The organism is Meiothermus sp. (assembly GCF_025056915.1).
Taxonomy (GTDB): Bacteria; Deinococcota; Deinococci; order Deinococcales; family Thermaceae; genus Meiothermus.
The window spans coordinates 23752-39908 of sequence record NZ_JANWVH010000017.1 but is presented as its reverse complement, the minus strand read 5'-3'; the positions used below and the strand labels follow the sequence as shown (position 1 = coordinate 39908).

At 64.3% G+C, this 16157-nt stretch carries 13 protein-coding genes; 5 read left to right on the top strand and 8 right to left on the bottom strand.

What is annotated here, in order from left to right:
- The 4 genes from NZN28_RS04700 to NZN28_RS04685 form a co-directional block, all read right to left on the bottom strand.
- Window positions 1-449 (bottom strand): amino acid permease (locus NZN28_RS04700; RefSeq protein ID WP_295395647.1); only part of this gene is annotated, 449 nt, incomplete at its 3' end.
- Between the two features lie 25 nt (window positions 450-474).
- Window positions 475-1893: a PLP-dependent aminotransferase family protein gene (locus NZN28_RS04695; protein ID WP_295395646.1), complete on the bottom strand. Its 1419-nt coding sequence runs from the start codon at window positions 1891-1893 to the stop codon at window positions 475-477.
- Window positions 1894-2313: 420 nt separating this feature from the next.
- Window positions 2314-4203 carry a ribosomal protection-like ABC-F family protein gene (gene abc-f / locus NZN28_RS04690; RefSeq protein ID WP_295395645.1) on the bottom strand — a complete coding sequence of 630 codons (1890 nt, stop codon included), beginning with the start codon at window positions 4201-4203 and terminating at the stop codon, window positions 2314-2316.
- A gap of 622 nt (window positions 4204-4825) precedes the next feature.
- Window positions 4826-5395 carry a glycerol-3-phosphate acyltransferase gene (locus tag NZN28_RS04685; protein ID WP_295395642.1) on the bottom strand — a complete coding sequence of 190 codons (570 nt, stop codon included), beginning with the start codon at window positions 5393-5395 and terminating at the stop codon, window positions 4826-4828.
- 390 nt (window positions 5396-5785) lie between these two features.
- Between NZN28_RS04685 and NZN28_RS04680 the strand changes: the two genes are divergently transcribed.
- The 3 genes from NZN28_RS04680 to NZN28_RS04670 are packed head-to-tail and all read left to right on the top strand — an operon-like array spanning window position 5786 to window position 8898.
- Window positions 5786-6814, top strand: coding sequence for a LacI family DNA-binding transcriptional regulator (locus tag NZN28_RS04680; RefSeq protein WP_295395640.1), 1029 nt, complete (start codon window positions 5786-5788; stop codon window positions 6812-6814).
- Between the two features lie 60 nt (window positions 6815-6874).
- Entirely contained in the window at window positions 6875-8068 is a 1194-nt protein-coding gene (gene mqnE, locus NZN28_RS04675; protein ID WP_295395638.1) for an aminofutalosine synthase MqnE, read from the top strand.
- A 17-nt stretch (window positions 8069-8085) separates the two neighbouring features.
- Entirely contained in the window at window positions 8086-8898 is an 813-nt protein-coding gene (locus tag NZN28_RS04670) for a menaquinone biosynthetic enzyme MqnA/MqnD family protein (protein ID WP_295395636.1), read from the top strand.
- 79 nt (window positions 8899-8977) lie between these two features.
- Here the strand turns inward: NZN28_RS04670 and gltX are convergent, their stop codons facing one another.
- Window positions 8978-10417 carry a glutamate--tRNA ligase gene (gene gltX / locus NZN28_RS04665; RefSeq protein WP_295395634.1) on the bottom strand — a complete coding sequence of 480 codons (1440 nt, stop codon included), beginning with the start codon at window positions 10415-10417 and terminating at the stop codon, window positions 8978-8980.
- 268 nt (window positions 10418-10685) lie between these two features.
- On the opposite strand from gltX, the gene lptB reads away from it, so the two are divergent.
- Both lptB and NZN28_RS04655 read left to right on the top strand, forming a co-directional pair.
- Window positions 10686-11456 (top strand): LPS export ABC transporter ATP-binding protein, encoded by a 771-nt coding sequence (gene lptB / locus NZN28_RS04660; protein ID WP_295395631.1) that lies wholly within the window; start codon window positions 10686-10688, stop codon window positions 11454-11456.
- Between the two features lie 58 nt (window positions 11457-11514).
- Entirely contained in the window at window positions 11515-13011 is a 1497-nt protein-coding gene (locus NZN28_RS04655) for a DUF3084 domain-containing protein (protein ID WP_295395630.1), read from the top strand.
- A gap of 47 nt (window positions 13012-13058) precedes the next feature.
- On the opposite strand, the gene NZN28_RS04650 is transcribed toward NZN28_RS04655, so the two are convergent.
- From NZN28_RS04650 to NZN28_RS04640, 3 genes are read right to left on the bottom strand one after another with little or no spacing between them, the layout of a single operon-like run.
- Window positions 13059-14366 carry an ABC transporter substrate-binding protein gene (locus NZN28_RS04650; protein ID WP_295395629.1) on the bottom strand — a complete coding sequence of 436 codons (1308 nt, stop codon included), beginning with the start codon at window positions 14364-14366 and terminating at the stop codon, window positions 13059-13061.
- A gap of 8 nt (window positions 14367-14374) precedes the next feature.
- Window positions 14375-15199 carry a carbohydrate ABC transporter permease gene (locus NZN28_RS04645; RefSeq protein WP_295395628.1) on the bottom strand — a complete coding sequence of 275 codons (825 nt, stop codon included), beginning with the start codon at window positions 15197-15199 and terminating at the stop codon, window positions 14375-14377.
- On the bottom strand, window positions 15192-16007 hold the full coding sequence (locus NZN28_RS04640; RefSeq protein ID WP_295395648.1) for a carbohydrate ABC transporter permease: 816 nt from the start codon (window positions 16005-16007) through the stop codon (window positions 15192-15194). Before NZN28_RS04640 ends, NZN28_RS04645 begins: the two co-directional genes overlap by 8 nt.
- Between the last annotated feature and the right edge of the window lie 150 nt (window positions 16008-16157).

The window sequence follows — 16157 nt, the reverse complement described above, 5'->3', positions numbered from 1 at the left end:
TAGAAGACCGCCCACCAGACCCAGGCCGGCACCCCCGGAATCAGGGCGTTCATGTAGCCCGCAATCCCCACCACAATCACCGCCGGGGTGATTACGTACTCGATCAGGTCGGTGACGCCGTTGAGGAAGGCCCAGTTGGGGCCAAAGGCGTTGCGGGTGAAGGAGTAGAAGCCTCCCGCATGGGGCAGGGCGGTGGAGAGCTCGGCGATGGAGAGCACCATGGTTACGTACAACACCGCCACCACCAAAGTAGCCAGCAAAAGCCCGCCAAAGCCCCCTGCCGCCAGCCCAAAGTTCCAGCCGAAGAAGTCGCCCGAGATGACCGCGCCGACCCCCAGGCCCCACAAGAGCACCCAGCCCGCGCTCTTGCGCAGGCGCCGTTTTTCTAAATAGGTGTTGTCTACGTCTACGTAGTGTGCCCCACGCACCTCTTTGGGTTTGTTTTCCATTTGAGCCACCTCCCGCCAGCTCGCTTCAAGCCTGTTCGTTGGAGACCCGCGCACGGATGAGTTCAGCCAGCTCTTTCACCCCCTCTTCCAGGCCCTCTGCGGTCTCGGTTCCAAAGCAGAGCCGAAAGTGCATGGTTTGGTCAGCCTGAACCAGAAAAGCCTCGCCGGGGGTGATGGCTACCCCCCGGGCCAGCGCCTGGTGGTGCAGCTCGAGGTTCGAGAAGAGCCGGGGCAAACCGACCCAGCAAGAGAACCCCCCCTCGGGGTAGCTCCAGGTCACGCCTTCGGGCATATGCCGCTTCAGCGCCCGCAAGAGCACGTCCCGGCGCTTCTGGTAGATGGGCACCACCTGCCTCAGGTGCTGCTTGAGCCCGCCCTGACGAATAAACTGGGCCGTGGCCCGCTGCAACAGGGGCGGGGGGCCGGTGATGTCGGAAACGTTGTGCAATGGGATGAAGCGCTCGAGCAGAGCCGGAGAGGCCACCAGATAGCCGATGCGCAGCCCCGGCATCAGGGCTTTAGAAAGGCTGGCCAGATGAACGACCTGGGCCTCCAGACCCATCTTCTGGGCCAGGGCCAGAAGCGGGGTGGGGGGCAGCTTCTCGTAGCTCAGAAGGCCCAAAGTATCATCTTCGACCAGGGTAAAGCCATGGGCCTGGGCCAGTTCCAAAAGCCGCCTCCGCCGCTCTTCCCGGAAGCGCAGCCCGGTGGGGTTGTGGTAACTGGGGATGGTGTAGTAAAAGCGCGGGCGGTGTCGCTTCAAAAGCGCCTCGAGCACCTCCAGCCGGGGGCCTTCCGCATCGAGCTGCACCGGCAAGGGCTTCAAGCGGAACTGCTTGAGGATGCCCAGCAAGCCCAGGTAGGTCGGCTCTTCCAGCAGCACTTCCTCGCCCGGCTCGGCCAGGGCCCGGCAGACCAGGGCCAACCCCTGCAAGCCCCCCACCGTGACCAGCACCTCTTCGGGGTCGGCCCTCACCTCGCGCTGCTCCAGTAGCTCGCTGAGGGAAACCCTGAGCTCGGGCTCCCCCATCACCGAACCGTAGCCAAAGACCTCCCGGGCCAGAGGCTTGAGGCCCTCCAGGCAGGCCCAGAAGGCCTGATAGGGGAACAAAGCCGGGTCGGCGGTGGCCAGGGCCAGGTTGTGCAGCACCTTGGCCTGTTGTAAGCGGTGCAGGTCAGAGAGCACCAGGTCGGGCTCCAGCCGCTCACTAAAGCTGGGCTGGGCCATGGGCTGCACCTGGGCGCTTACAAAGGTACCCCGCCCCACCACCGACTCGATGAGTCCGTCGGTCTGTAGCTCGCGGTAGGCGTTGTGAACGGTCAGGCGGGTGGTGCCGACCTCACGGGCCAGGGCCCGCACGGTGGGGAGTCGGGTGCCGGGGGGCAGTTCACCCTTGGCGATGCGGGTGCGAAACTCCTCGGCAATGTGGCGGTATAAAGCCATATGTTTGTCATGCCGAAGCTTGACCCGCATCCCCATAGGCCCTCCGTTGAATGGAGGGCATTATATGCACTGGCCTCGAGCCAGGGGAAGGTACAAGTGAACCGATTGTGCTAGGACAATCAAGCACAATCGGCTTCGGGCGTTCAAACAACTTTCCAGGATGTCCAAGGCAAGCCTGGGTGGTCGGAGGTAGGTCGGGGGTCTTGACCCCGGTCTCCCGGCCTTACCGCTCCAAACGTTTGCAACACTGGTGCGTTGATTCCAAAAAACATACGATACACTGGCTATCTTTTGTGCGCCGGAGGGTCGGCCTAGCCAGCGCATCCCGATTCAAGGGGCGGTATGGCCCGCCGCTGCCGGGCCAAGGCGGCAAACCGAGTCTGGAATTGCGCTCGTCGGCAGTTCGACTGCACACCGCACTCAAGCCAGGCCCTCGAGCCCCTCGGTCACCTCGGCCCAGCGGGTAAAAGTCTGCTCGAGCGCGGCTTCTAACTGTTGTTGTTCCTGGGCAATCTGGGCGTACTCGCGGTGGTGCAGGCCCGGCTGGTTGGCCCGGGCCGAGACGGCCTGGAGCTGGGCCTCGAGTTCGGCGATTTCGGATTCCAGGCGCTCCTTCTCGCGTTCCAGGTGCCAACGCCCTTTGGCCCTGGGGGCCCTGGTGGGGTTTCGACCCTCGAGGCCCGACGCCGGGCGCTCGGGCTTCCTGGGCAGGGCGGCCTTGCGGCGCTCAAAGTACTCGCCGGGTGGGCCAGGGTAATCGGCAAACTGCCCTTCAGATAGATGCCAGGTGCGGGTGGCCAGCTGGTTGAGAAAAAAGAGGTCGTGCGAGACCAGAAGCAGGGTGCCCGGATAATTTCCCAGGGCTTGCTCGAGGGCTTCCACCGTCTCGAGGTCGAGGTGGTTGGTGGGCTCGTCCAGCACCAGCAGGCTGGCTTGCTGCAACGAAAGCGCAAGCAAAGCCAGCCGGGCCCGCTCACCCCCCGAAAGTTGCTTGACCTGCTTGAACTGGGCCTCGTAAGGAAACCTCCAGCCCCCCAGCGCGGCATGGGCCTTCTCACCCAGCACCCGGTAGAGCGTTTCGAACAGGGTGAGCTCGGGGTCGAAACCCGATAACTTCTGGTCGTAGTACCCCACCCTTACCCCCGGCCCGGTTTTGACCCGGCCCGCCGGGTGGTCGGAGGGCAGCAGGCCCAGAAGCACCCTGAGCAAAGTGGTCTTGCCCGCGCCGTTGGGCCCGATCAGGGCAATGCGCTCCCCATTCCGAACCAGCAGATGGGGAATCTGGAACAAAAAGCGCCCCCCCAGGTTTTTTTCCAGGTTCCAGCCTTCCAGGATGCGCTCCGCGGTGACCTCTTTTTCAATGGGAAAGCGAATCCGCACGCCTGGGTCGTCGGTCTCGGGCGCCTCTGTGGCTTCCTGCATAAACTGCTCCAGGCGAGCCTCGAGGCTGTGCAGCCGCCTGGCATGTTTGGCGCTGCTGTGGGCCCAGCGCCGGGCCTGCTCCAGGATGCCCTCCCGCCGCTCTTTTTCCTTGAGCCAGTTGGCATATTCGCGGGCTTCCTGCTCCTCCTGCATAGCCCGTTCGCGGCGAAAGGCCGAGTAGTTGCCTTCGTAGAGCCGGAGCCTGCCTTTGCGCAGCCAGGCCACACGCGCCGTCACCTGGTCGAGAAACTGCCGGTCGTGCGAGACCGTGACCGTAGCGCCCCCGAAGGACTGCAAAAAACTGACCAGCCACGCCACCATCTCGAGGTCGAGGTGGTTGGTGGGCTCGTCCAGGAGCAGCGCATCCGAGCCCGAGAGCAACAAAGCGCCCAGCGCCAGCCGCCGGGCCTCCCCGCCCGAAAGCACCCTGGCCTTCTCCTGTTCTCGTCCCTCGAAGCGCAACCCCTTCAGAACGGCTTCGTAGCGCGAGCGCTGCTGGTAGCCCCCAATGGCCTCGTAGCGCCCGTGCAGGACTTCCCAGCGCCGGTAAACCTCGGGGTCGGCCAGGTGGGATTCCAAGCGGGCGAGCTCGGCTTCCATGGCCTGTATTCGGGCCAGCCCGCGCCTGAGCACGCTTTCTACGGTGTCGTCGGGGCTGAAATAGGGGTCCTGGGGCAACAGCTCCAGATGCACCCCTTCCGTGCGGTGGATGCGGCCTGCGGTGGGCTGGAGTTCCCCCATCAAAAGGCGCATCAGGGTCGTCTTGCCCGAGCCATTGGCCCCCACCAGGGCCAGGCGGTCACCGTGGCGCAATTCCAGGCTTACCCCCCTCAACAAGTCGCGGGCCCCCAGGGTGTACTCGATACTCTCGGCAAAAACAATCCGCACAAGCGCCAGTTTAGCAAGCGGGGCCTCTGGGGTCACATGGGCCAGGCATGCCAACTTCAGGCGCGCAAGCAAGGATACCCAAGCGAGAGCCGGTGGCCGGAGGTGGGCCATGGGTCTCAACACCTGTCCCCTACCCCCAAGCCCTGCCCCCTCACCGCTCGTACCGCAGGCAAAGTAGCTATTTCACCAATCGGCAAGGAGCAAAGCCCAGCGAAACCCGGTCGGCAAAGCCCCGGAAACCTGGATGCACGACCATCCCCAACACCCCCGCTTCGCAATCAAAGAGGTAAAAACGGTGCCGTACAAAAGCCCGTACAGCCACACCCGCACGGTGAGCAATTCAGGTAAATCCGAGCCTGGACTCGCTCTGTTCCGCCCCTATCTCGTGGGGGAGATGGCGGGTCTTGTCCGATACCCCCCAACGCTTACTGGGCGATAGGGAGGGGCTTGAGGGCTATCACCCTTTGGAATCTGTGGGGGGTGTGTTGGGTATCTTTACGACTGTGTAAAAGCAGTCACTTCCAGGTCGGTGTTGAATGGCTGAGCTTTGGCTGTGGCGATGGGCATCGCCGGGTGAGGGGGCCCTGAACCCAATTGCACAGCAACCTTGCAAGAGCCCGGATCATCGGCTTCGCCGCAGAAGCCCCAGGCCCCGCACGGCCACCACCAGGCTTACCAGCAAAAACGACCAGAACCCCGCCCCTGTGGGCCAGAAGGCCACCAGCGCATAAAGGTAGCCCACAATGGCCCCCACTGGAATGGGGTATAGGCGCTGCGGATGGTTTTTCCAGTAAAGCTGCCAGTACAGGCCCGCCACGGCCAGACCGATGCCAACCGCCACCCAGGTAATGCTGGGGTACAAAAAGCCAAAAAAACCCAGGGTGGGCGCAATGCCGCCCCCTCCTCGAAAACCAAAATAGATGGGCCAGTTGTGGCCCGCGACCAGCGCCGCCCCCATCAGGGGCATGGCCCAGGCCGCCTGAGCCCACTGGCCCAGGTAAGCCACCAGAACCCCCTTGAGCACATCGGCCAGGGCCACCGCAATTCCCCACCCGGCCCCCAGCTGGCGAAAAGTGCCGCTGGCCCCGGGGGTATCCCGCTCGGCCAGATTGACCCCCTTCAGAACACCGGCAATTCGACCAAAGCTGAGTGAGCCCACCAGATAGGCCACCACTACCCACCCAACGTCCATATCCACCGCTTTATATCCCAGGACTTTCTCATTTGCCACTTTTCCCTCGGTTGCGAGGGCTCATACCAGCTTCAGGCGTACAAGCAACGTGCAAGGATGCACAAAGCGAGAGCAGGTGGTTGGAGGTGGGTAGTGGCTCTTCAAAACCTGCCCTCGAGTCCCAGAACACGCCCTACCCAATGTTTGCAAAGTGTCCAAGCCAAGTTGGTTTAGAACATCGAATAACCCAGAAACTTTAGCGGGACTCGCCGGGTGAGCAGGCGGCGCTCCGAACAGGGCGTTCCCTGGTCAGACCGTGGTTTTATGCGGTGTTTCCGTAGTCCAGAGGGTGTGATAAACTATGGTTCGGTTTCTGAAAGAAAACGCTTCCATACCCCAAAGGAACGTGCTGTGGCCAAACGCAAACCTACCATCCACGAAGTCGCGCATCTTGCCAAGGTCGGTATTGGCACGGTCAGCCGGGTGCTCAACAACCACCCCTCGGTACGACCCGAGACCCGCAACCGGGTGCTCGCCGCGATGGCAAACCTTGGCTACAGCCCCAACCCCCATGCCAGGCGGGTGGCCGGAGGACGAAGCTACACAGTCTCGTTTGTTCTTCCGGTGATTTCGACCGAGTTTTACAACCGCCTGCTCGAGGGCATCGAGCATATTCTGACCGAAGAGCGCTACGAAATCGCGCTTTTTCCTATTCTTTCGCCCAGCCGCCTCGAGCGCTATCTGGAAAGCCGCTCGCTGGCCTACCAGACCGATGGCCTGCTGGTTTCCTCCCAGGGCCTCGCGCACCTGCTGCCCGATCAGAAGTTCCCCACCGAGCGCCCGGTGGTCTTGGTGGATGCCTACAGCCCTCGATATGACTCGGCCTTCATGGACAACCGCTTGGGCGGGCAGATGGCCGCCCTACACCTAGCCCAGTTCCCCGGCGCCATGTTTGCCATCCAGGTCCAAGAAGAACTCGACAAGGTGTTGAAAAACACGGTGGGCCAGGAGCGCATCGAGGGCTTCCGGGAAGGGCTTCGGAAAGCAGGCAAGCCCCTGCCCAGCGCCCACGTGTTTGTCTCGCGCTTCTCTGCCGAAGGGGGCCGGCTGGCCTTGCAACACTTTCTGCGGCTGGCCAAACCCCCTTTCAACATCTTCGCCGGGGCCGACCTGCTGGCTTTGGGGGTGCTGGAGGAGGCCGAACGGCAGGGCCTCGCCATCGGCGAGCAGGTGCGCCTGCTGGGCTTCGACGGCCACCCCTGGACGGCTGCCAAGGGCCTCTCCACCCTGGCCCAGCCCATCGAGGAGATGGGCGCCGAGGCCGCCCGCATGCTCCTGGAGCGCATCCGGGGCTACAAAGGCAGCCCTCGAGCCCGGCGTTTCGAGCCCACCCTGGTGGTGCGGAGTTCCACCCAGCCTCACCCCGTCTACGCCGGTTGACCCCGCAATCGTCAGCCTAGTACCAGGTTTCACAACCGGGCAGTGTTAGGATTGTGTCTGATGAGTGCGGCCCCTACCGTCCACAGTGCCTCGAGGTTGACTCCCCTGGTGCGCGACCCTGAGCTCCTGCCCATCCTGAAGAAAGTCGAGGCGGGGAAGCGCCTGACCTTCGACGAGGGCCTGGTGCTCTTTCGCACCCCCGATTACAACACCCTGATGTGGATGGCCAATCGGGTGCGCGAGCGCAAGCACGGCCACAAGACTTATTTCGTGCACTCGCTGCGGCTAGAGTTCACCAACATCTGCTACGTGGGTTGCACCTTCTGCGCCTTCGCCGCCAAAAAAGGCGATGCGCGGGCCTGGGACTATAGCGTGGAGGAGGTGGTCGCCAAGGTGCGGGCGAAGTGGGAGCCGGGCCTGACCGAGCTGCACATGTCCAGCGGCCACCATCCCAACCGCCCCTGGAGCTACTACCCCGAGATGGTGCGGGCTCTCAACGAAAACTTCCCCGGTATCCAGGTGAAGGCCTTCACCGCCGCCGAGATTGAGCACCTCTCCAAAATCAGCAAAAAACCCACCCTCGAGGTGCTGCGCGAGCTCAAAGAGGCCGGTCTGGTGGCCCTCCCTGGGGGCGGGGCCGAAATCTTCGCCGAGCGGGTACGCAAGCAAATCGCCAAAAACAAGGTCAAGGCCGAGAAGTGGCTGCAAATCCACCGCGAGGCCCACAGCCTGGGAATCCGCACCAACGCCACCATGCTCTACGGGCACATCGAAACCCTGGAGGAGCGCCTCGACCACATGGATCGCCTGCGCAGGCTGCAAGACGAGACCGGGGGCTTTTACAGCTTCATCCCCCTGGCCTTCCAGCCCGACGCCAATGCGCTGGCCTTCAACCTGGGCAAGACCGAGTTCACCACCGGCTTAGACGACCTGCGCAACCTGGCCGTAGCCCGGCTCTACCTCGACAACTTCGACCACATCAAGGGCTACTGGGTGATGATCTCCTCCGACCTGGTGCAGGTTGCGCTCGACTGGGGCGTCTCCGACATTGACGGCACCATCATCGAGGAGCACATTGCCCACGCCGCCGGGGCCACCTCGCCCCTGGGCCTCTCCCGCCAGAAGATGGTGGAGCTCATTCGAGCCGCCGGGCGCGTGCCGGTGGAGCGGGACGCGCTGTACAACGAGCTACGCATCTACGACCCCCCGCCGAAAGCCGACGGCCCAAGGCCCAGGGCCATCTCTTCCAGCTAGCTTTTGGCCTTTTGCTTATGTACATCCTGGGCGTTCCCCGTTACGCCAACACTGCGCCGCTCTACCACTTTCTGGAGGAAGGGGACGGGGTGGCCTTTCGCTACGGCGTGCCCACCGAGCTCAACCGCTGGCTTTTGGAAGGCTCGGTGGACCTGAGCCTGGTTTCTTCGTACTTCTACCTGGAAAACGCCGACCGGCTAAGGCCCCTGCCGGACTTCAGCGTGGCCGACCTGGGGCCGGTGTACTCGGTCAACCTGTTTCACCGCAAGCCCTGGAGCGAGCTCAGACGCATTGCCCTGACCACCGAGAGCGCCACCTCGGTGCGGCTCTTGCAGTACCTGCTGGAAGCCGACGGCCTGAAGCCCCAGTGCACCCCCGAGCAGGGGGGGCTCGAGCTTCTGGAGCGCTACGACGGGGTGTTGCTGATTGGCGACCGGGCCATCACCACCTACTTTGGCCTGCTCTCCATCATCCCCGAGTCGGTGCACCAGGTGCCCACCCAGGTCGAGGGCATTCGCATCACCGACCTATCCATGCGCTGGTTCGAGCAGACCCGGCTGCCCTTCGTGTTTGCGGTCTGGGCCACCCGCAAAACGGCCCCCCCACCCCCGGAAATCGTCCGGCGCTTGCGGGCCGCCCGTTCGCTGGGGCTGGGCAACCTGGCCGCCGTGGCCGGCACCGAGGCCCAGCGCCTGCAGGTGCCCGAGCGGCTGATGCAGCACTACCTGTGGAACTTCCGCTACCACCTGGAAGCCCCCGACCGGCTGGGGCTCCAAGCCTTCGCCCAGGCCGTGGGGCTGCCGTATCCCGACGACTACTGGGATGTGTAGGCCGCGGCCAGTGGGCAGTCTGCCCGCCTACGGCTAGGGCACGGCTCTGCTCGTCGTGGCAGAATCTGAAGCCGAAAGGTCAGCTCTGGAGCAGTTCCATGGCCTTTTCAATCCGCTTCAGCACCCGCTCCTTGCCCAGCAGGGTCAGGAGGTCGAACATGCCGGGGGTCTCGAGGCTCCCCGTCAGGGCCGCCCGCAGGGGCTGCATCACCGCCGCCGCCTTCACCCCTTTGGCTTCGGCGAAGCCCTTGAGCAGGGGCTCGGTGTGGTCTTGCAGCAGGTCGGGCAGCGAGGCCAGCTTTTCGCGCAGTTCGGGTAGGAAGGCGGCCCCCTCGCGCAGCTTGGCCAGGGCTTTTTCCTGCATGGGGTAGGCTTCGCTGAAGAAGTAAAGCGACCTGTCCACAAACTCCTGCAGGGTCTCGAAGCGGGCCCGCATGGCTTCCAGCACCTGTTTCAGGTAGGTCTCGGAGGGGTAGGATAGCCCGGCCCGCTCCAGAAAGGGCTTGACCCGCTGGGCCAGGTCGTCCAGGCTCAGCACCTCGCGGATGTACTTGCCGTTCATCCAGCGGAGCTTGTTCAGGTCGAAGACCGGCCCCCCCAGGCTGATGCGCTCCAGGCTGAAGTGCTCAATCATGTCCTGAACGCTGAAAATTTCCCGCCCGTCGGGCATGCTCCAGGCCATGGTGCCCAGGTAGTTCAAGAGGGCCTCGGGCAGGATGCCCTGGGCGCGGTAGCTGTCCACACTGGTGTCCATCTTGCGCTTGGAGAGCTTGGACTTGTCCGGGTTGCGCAGCAGGGGGGTGTGGCACCAGACCGGCTCCTCCCAGCCAAAGGCCCGCAGAATCAGGATGTGGAAGGGGGTGCTGGTAATCCACTCCTCGGCCCGGATCACGTGGGTCACGCCCATCAGGTGGTCGTCCACCATGGCGGCCAGGTGGTAGGTGGGGTAGCCGTCGGCCTTGAGGATCACCTTGTCGTCTAAGGCCGCATTGTCGAACTCGATGGGGCCGCGCAGCAGGTCGTGTACTACGGTTTTGCCTTCCAGGGGCACCTTGAGCCGCACCACGTGCGGCTCTCCGGCGGCGGCCCGGCGCTCGGCCTCCTGGGCCGGGTAGTCGCGGTAGCGGCGGTTGTAGCCCTGCTCCTGCTTTCCCGCCAGGCGGGCGGCCTCGCGGGCGGCGGCCAGCTCCTCGGGGGTGTCGAAGGCCCGGTAGGCGGCTCCTTTTTCCAGGAGCTGCTGCACGTGCTGCCGGTAGATGTGCAGGCGCTGCGACTGCACATAGGGGCCGTTGGGGCCGCCCTTGGTGGGGGATTCGTCGGGGGAAAGCCCCAGCCACTCGAGCATCTCCAGAATGCGCCGCTCCGAGGTGGGGTTGTAGCGGGTGCGGTCGGTGTCCTCGAGGCGGACGATGAACTTTCCCCCGTGCTGTTTGGCAAAAACATAATTGAACAGGGCCTGGTAAGCCGTACCCACATGAGGGTCGCCGGTGGGGCTGGGAGCGATGCGCGTCACAACCATAACCGATAGCTTAAGGCCCCAGGCCCAAAGCGGAAAGCCAGGGGTTCGGTCTGCTGGTCGCTGCGGGGGGATGGGCGCTCTTTTGAGCAATGTCCCATGTCGCGAGTCTCAGTTCACGGCAAGCCTCAGAGAACCCTGCCCCGGTGGGCATATGGTGTGCACCAGCCTTCCGCTCTCGGCTTTAGGCGTTCGGCTCTCAGCCACAGGCTCCCTTTGGGTTATTCCTCTCACAGCCGACTTAGCGGGGGGTGCTACCCTATTGGGGTAGATGGAAGCGGCATTGCAAAAGAGTGCTGGCCCCCTCTCCAGCCCGACCACCCGCCTCGAGGCCACCGGGCTGGTCAAGCGCTACGGCAAGCGGGAGGTGGTGCGGGGCGTGAGCCTGGAACTCACGCGCGGCGAGATTGTGGCCCTCTTTGGCCCCAACGGGGCCGGTAAAACCACCACCTTTTACATGCTGGTCGGCTTTATTGAGCCCAACGCCGGGCAGATTCGCCTGGGCGGGCAGGACATCACCCGGCTCCCCATGTACAAGCGGGCCCGGCAGGGCCTGGGCTACCTGCCCCAGGAACCCTCGGCCTTCCGGCGCATGACCGCGCTGGAAAACCTGCTGGCGGTGCTGGAGTTTCAGCCCCTCTCCAAAACCGAACGAACCAAACGGGCCCAGGAGCTACTGGAGGAACTGGGCATCGCCCACCTCAAGGACAAGTACGCCTACACCCTCTCGGGCGGGGAGCGGCGGCGGCTCGAGATTGCCCGCGCCCTGTGCACCAACCCCGACTTCATCCTGCTGGACGAGCCTTTCACCGGCGTGGACCCCAAAAACGTGCACGACATCCAGAAGCTCATCTCTGAGCTGCGCGAGCGGCGGGGGGTGGGCATCTTCATCACCGACCACTCGGTGCGCGAGACCCTGGCCATTGCCGACCGCATCTACCTGATGTACGACGGCCAGATGGCCTTCCAGGGCTCGCCGGAGGAGTTCGCCCGCGACTCGGGGGTGCGTATGCACTACCTGGGTGACGAGTATGAGTTGTGAGCCATTGCAGGTTTCGAGTCTAGCATTGCCCATCCAAACCCTTTCCTGAGACATCGGTATGACATTCTGGGCCATCCTCATTCTTCTGGTGCTCGTGGCGGGCCTGGTGGCCTATGTGGGCGACCTGGTGGCCAAACGGGTAGGCAAACGCCACTGGCGGTTCCTGGGCCTGCGTCCCAAGGCCACGGCCACCCTGGTTGCGGTGGCGACGGGGGTGCTGATTGGCCTGGGGGCTTTTGGCGCTTTCTTTTTGCTGGTGCGGGATGCCCGCGAGACCATCCTGCGGGCCGAGGCGGTCCGGCAGGAGCGCGACCGGCTGCGCACCGAGGTCGAGCGCCTGGAAAGCCGGGCTGCCTCCACCTTCGTTCAAAATGAGCAACTCAAAACCGAGCGCGATGAGTTCGAGAAAAACAACCTCCTGCTGGCCCGGCAGCTCGAGCAAAACGTGGAGCTCCAGCGCCGAACCCGCCAGGAGCTCGAGGAAGCCCTGATTGAGCGTGAAAAGCTGCGTCTGGAAGTGGAAAAGCTCCAATCCGAGCGCAACTCGCTTCGTCAGGCCCAGGCGCCGCTGCGACAAGCCCTGGCCACCTTGCAGCAAGAGAAGGCCCAGCTGCTGGGCGAACGCGACCAGCTGCTGGCCCAGGCGGCCCAGGCCAAGCGCCAGCTAAGCGAACTCGAGACCGCAAGTCGCAACGCCCAGAGCCGGCTTTTGAGCCTGCAAGCCGAAAAGGAACAGCTGGAAAAGGCACGTCGGGAAGCCAAGGCCCGCCTGGCCAGCCTGCAGAGCCGAACCCAGGCGCTCGAGGCCCGCCTGCGGCAGCTCGAGACCGACAAGCGCAACCTCGAGGGCGATGTGGCCGTACTGGGAGGCGGTGCCCCCACCCAGGCACCCCAGGGCGATGACAGCAAAATTCTAGAAAGCCTCCAGCGCGAGAACAGTGAGCTTCGAAGCAAGCTGCTGGAGGCCCAGCGCGACATACAGCAGCTCCGCGAACGCAACCGGCTGATTGTGGCCAGCCTGGACAGAAGCCTGTCCATGAACCTGCTGGCCGAAGAGCTGGTGCAGCCGGGCAACGAACAAGCAGCCCTGGGCGAGGTCACCCGACGGGCCGACAACCGGGTGCGCCTGATTGGGTTGCGGGGCCTCGAGGTGGTCGAAAACCCCAACCTGAGCAACCTCAAGCCGGGTCTGTTTCTGGCCCGCATCCAGAGCATCAGCGCCGAGGGGCGGGTGCGGGTGGTCATCGAGTACCGGGCCCGCGAGCAGGCCTTCGCCGAGGGCGAGATACTGGCCAGCACGGTACTGGTGCTTCCGGCCAGCATGAGCGAGATGCGGCGCAAGTTTAATGCCCTGAGCCAGGTGGCCGAAAACCGGCTCACCGAGGCCGGCTGGGTTCCCGAAAAGCTGGCCCAGGGGGGGATTGCCCTCGAGGAGTTCGTGAGCCTGGCCTCACAGCTCTCCGGCAGGCGCGGCGGCGCTCGGATCGCGGTGGTGGCGCTGGGCAACCTCTACCCCACCGACCCACCCAAGCTGGGTCTGAAGCTACTCCCATAAAAAGGGCCGTGGGGCTTCTGCGCCCCACGACCACACGAAAATCTCGGTTATTGCCTCACGCTGGCATTGTAGCGGGCGAGCACCTGGTCGGCCCGCTGCTTGGCCTCGTCCAGGGCTTGCTGGGCCGGTTTGCCCCGCAAGGCTTCCTCGATGGCCGACTGCACGATCTGCCGAATTTCGGTGAAGCCCCCCATCAGGCAGCCCGCCGAGGCGGTGTTAACCTTGGAGGTCTCGAGCTGCCGCAGGGCGGTGGTGTAGTTGGGCTGGCGCACATAGGCCTGGCGCACGTTGGGGAGTTCCGTCACCCCCCGAACCACCGGGAAGTAGCCGGTGCCGATGATCCACTTGGCCTGGGTCTCGGGGCGCAGCAGATAGCGGATGAACTCCCAGGAGGCCTGGGTTTGCTCCTCGCCAAAGCCCCGAATCAGGTACACCGCAGCCCCCCCGATGGCGGTGCCGTTGCGTTCATTCAGGTAGGGATAGAAAGCCGTGCGCAGTGGGAAGCGGTTGCCCACCTGCCTTAGCACCCCGGTCAGGGAGGCGGTGGAGTAGATGGCGATGGCCGCGTTGCCCTGCGCGAAGAGGCTCTGGCTGTCGGCCCAGTTGCGACCGGTGTTGGCCGCCACCCCCTCGCGCACCAGCCGCGCCCAGGTATCCAGGAAGGCCACTGCGGCGGGGTTGTTGAAGGTGACCTCGGTGGCCCGGGCCCGGCGCCCGTTCTCGTTGTTGCAGAAGAACTGCCCCGAGTTGTAGCTGAACTGCTCCATGAACCAGCTATCAATCGGGATGGTCAGGCCAAAGCGGGTGGTCTTGCCGGAGGCATCCTTGATGGTCAGCTTGCGGGCTGCCGCCTCGAGGTCGGCCAGGCTCCAGGTGTTGCGGTAGGGGATGCCAGCCTGCTCGAGGGCCTGGGCGTTGAAGTAGAGGATGGGGTTGGAGGAGTTGAAGGCCAGGCCGTAAAGCTTGCCGTCCACGCTGTAGTAGTTGCGCGGCTGGGCCACGAACTGCGAGAGGTCGAAGTTGTTGGCCCGGGCCAGGTCTTCCAGGGGCAGCACCGCGCCCGAGTCGGCCATGAAGCGGGCCCCGATGTCGTAGACCTGGATCACATTGGGCCGCCCCTGGCCCCCGGCCTGCAAAGCCGCCCGCAGCTTGTTGAGGCCGTCGTCGTAGGAGCCCACGAACTGGCTGCGCACGGTGATGCGGTTCTGCGAGGCGTTGAAGTCCTTGACCAGGGCCTCGGTGGCCTCGCCCAGCACCCCGCCCATGGAGTGCCAGAAGTCAATGGTTACCCGTTGCTGGGCCAGGGAAAGGCTTCCCAGGGCCAGCGCCAACAGCAGGATTACTCTTTTCATCATTGCCTCCTCTATCCCTTTAGCCCACCCAGGGCAATCCCCCGGACGAAGAAGCGCTGGGCGAGCAGAAAGGCAACCAGGGTTGGGAACAAAACCAGGATGGCCGTCGCCGCCACCACGTTCCAGCTCGTCACCTCTACGTTTTGCACCTGGGCCACCGCAATCTGGGCGGTCATCATCTCGCTGCGGTTGATGGTGACCAGGGGCCAGAGGTACATGTTCCACGAGCCCAAAAAGGTGAGGGCGGCCAGGGCCCCCAGGGCCGGGGCTGCGAGCGGAAGGGCCACGTGCCAGAGCATCCGCAAGTGCCCTGCCCCGTCAATCCGGGCTGCGTCGAAGAGATCCTGGGGCAGGCTCTTGATGAACTGGCGCAACAGAAAAATGCCCAGCGGCGAGGCCATGAAGGGCACAATCAGGGCGGTGTAGCTATTCAGCCAGCCGAGCTGCTGCACCAGCAGGTAAAGCGGCAGGAAGGTCACCTCGCCGGGAATGAGCAGCATGGCCACCACAAAGCCGAACAGGAGGCCCTGCCCGGTGAAGGGGATGCGGGCCAGGGCGTAGCCCAGGGTGGCCGAGAGAAGCAGCACGCCCAGCGTGGTGCCCAGGGCCACCACCAGGCTGTTCAGCAGGTAGCGGGCCAGCGGGTATTTTTGCAGGGCCTCCTGGTAGGGCTCCAGGGTGGGGTTCGCCGGCCAGAACCCAGGTGCAAACAGTTCGCCGTCGCTCTTGAAGCTGGCCGCAAACAGGTTCAGCAGGGGCAAGACCAGCAGGAAGGCGTACACCGCAAGCCCCAGGTAAAAGAGGGGCCGCGCCAGCCAGCGGGGCAGGCTAACCATAATGCACCCTCCGTCCGAAGAAGCGGAACTGCAAGGCCGCCAGCAGCAGAAGCACCAGGAACAAAGCCACCGCCTGGGCCGAGGCGTAATAGAAGCGAAAGTTGAAGAAGGCATCCTGGTAGACCCGGTAGATCCAGACCGTGGTGCTCTCCATGGGCCCTCCGCGGGTCAGCAGGTGAATCTGGCCGAAGGCGGTGAGGCTCGAGAGCAGAATCAGAAGGGCTACCAGGAACAAAGTGGGCGACAACAGCGGCAGGGTAATGCGCCAGAACTGCGTCCAGCTCCCCGCCCCGTCAATGCGGGCGGCCTCGTAGAGTTCCTCGGGAATCTGCTGCAAGCCTGCGGTGAGCAGGATGGCCGTGAAGCCCACCCCGGCCCAGGCGGTCACCACGGCCAGGGCGGGCAGGGCCAGCTCGGGGCTGGTGAGCCAGGGCTGGCGGGAGAGGCCAATGGCCTCGAGCGCACGGTTCAGGGTGCCCCCTACCGGGTGCAGGAACCAGCCCCAGGCCACCGCCGCCACCGCCGTAGGCACCGCGGTGGTGAGGAAGAAGAGGGTACGGAAGAGGTTTACCCCCGGAAAGGGCCGGGCCACCATCAGCGCGGCCACCAGCCCCAAGACGAGTTGCACCGGCGCCACGATGGCGGCAAACACAAAGGTGGCCCCCACCGAGCGCCAGAAGGCGGGGTCGCGGAACATCTCGGCGTAGTTGGCCAGACCCACCCACTCCCGGCTCGTACCCAGCAGGTTCTCGCGGTGAAAAGAAAGCCAGAAAGCGTTCAGGGTGGGCCAGACGATAAAGAGGAGCATCAGGGCCACCCCCGGAACCACCAGCAGGGTGGCCTCGAGGCCCTCCCCTCCTCTGAAGCGGGTCTGGGGTTTGGCTCTGATCCAAGGGGTTTCTCGTCGCTCTACCGACACAGTGATGCCTCGCCTTGTAGAGCATTTCGCGAGTGCATC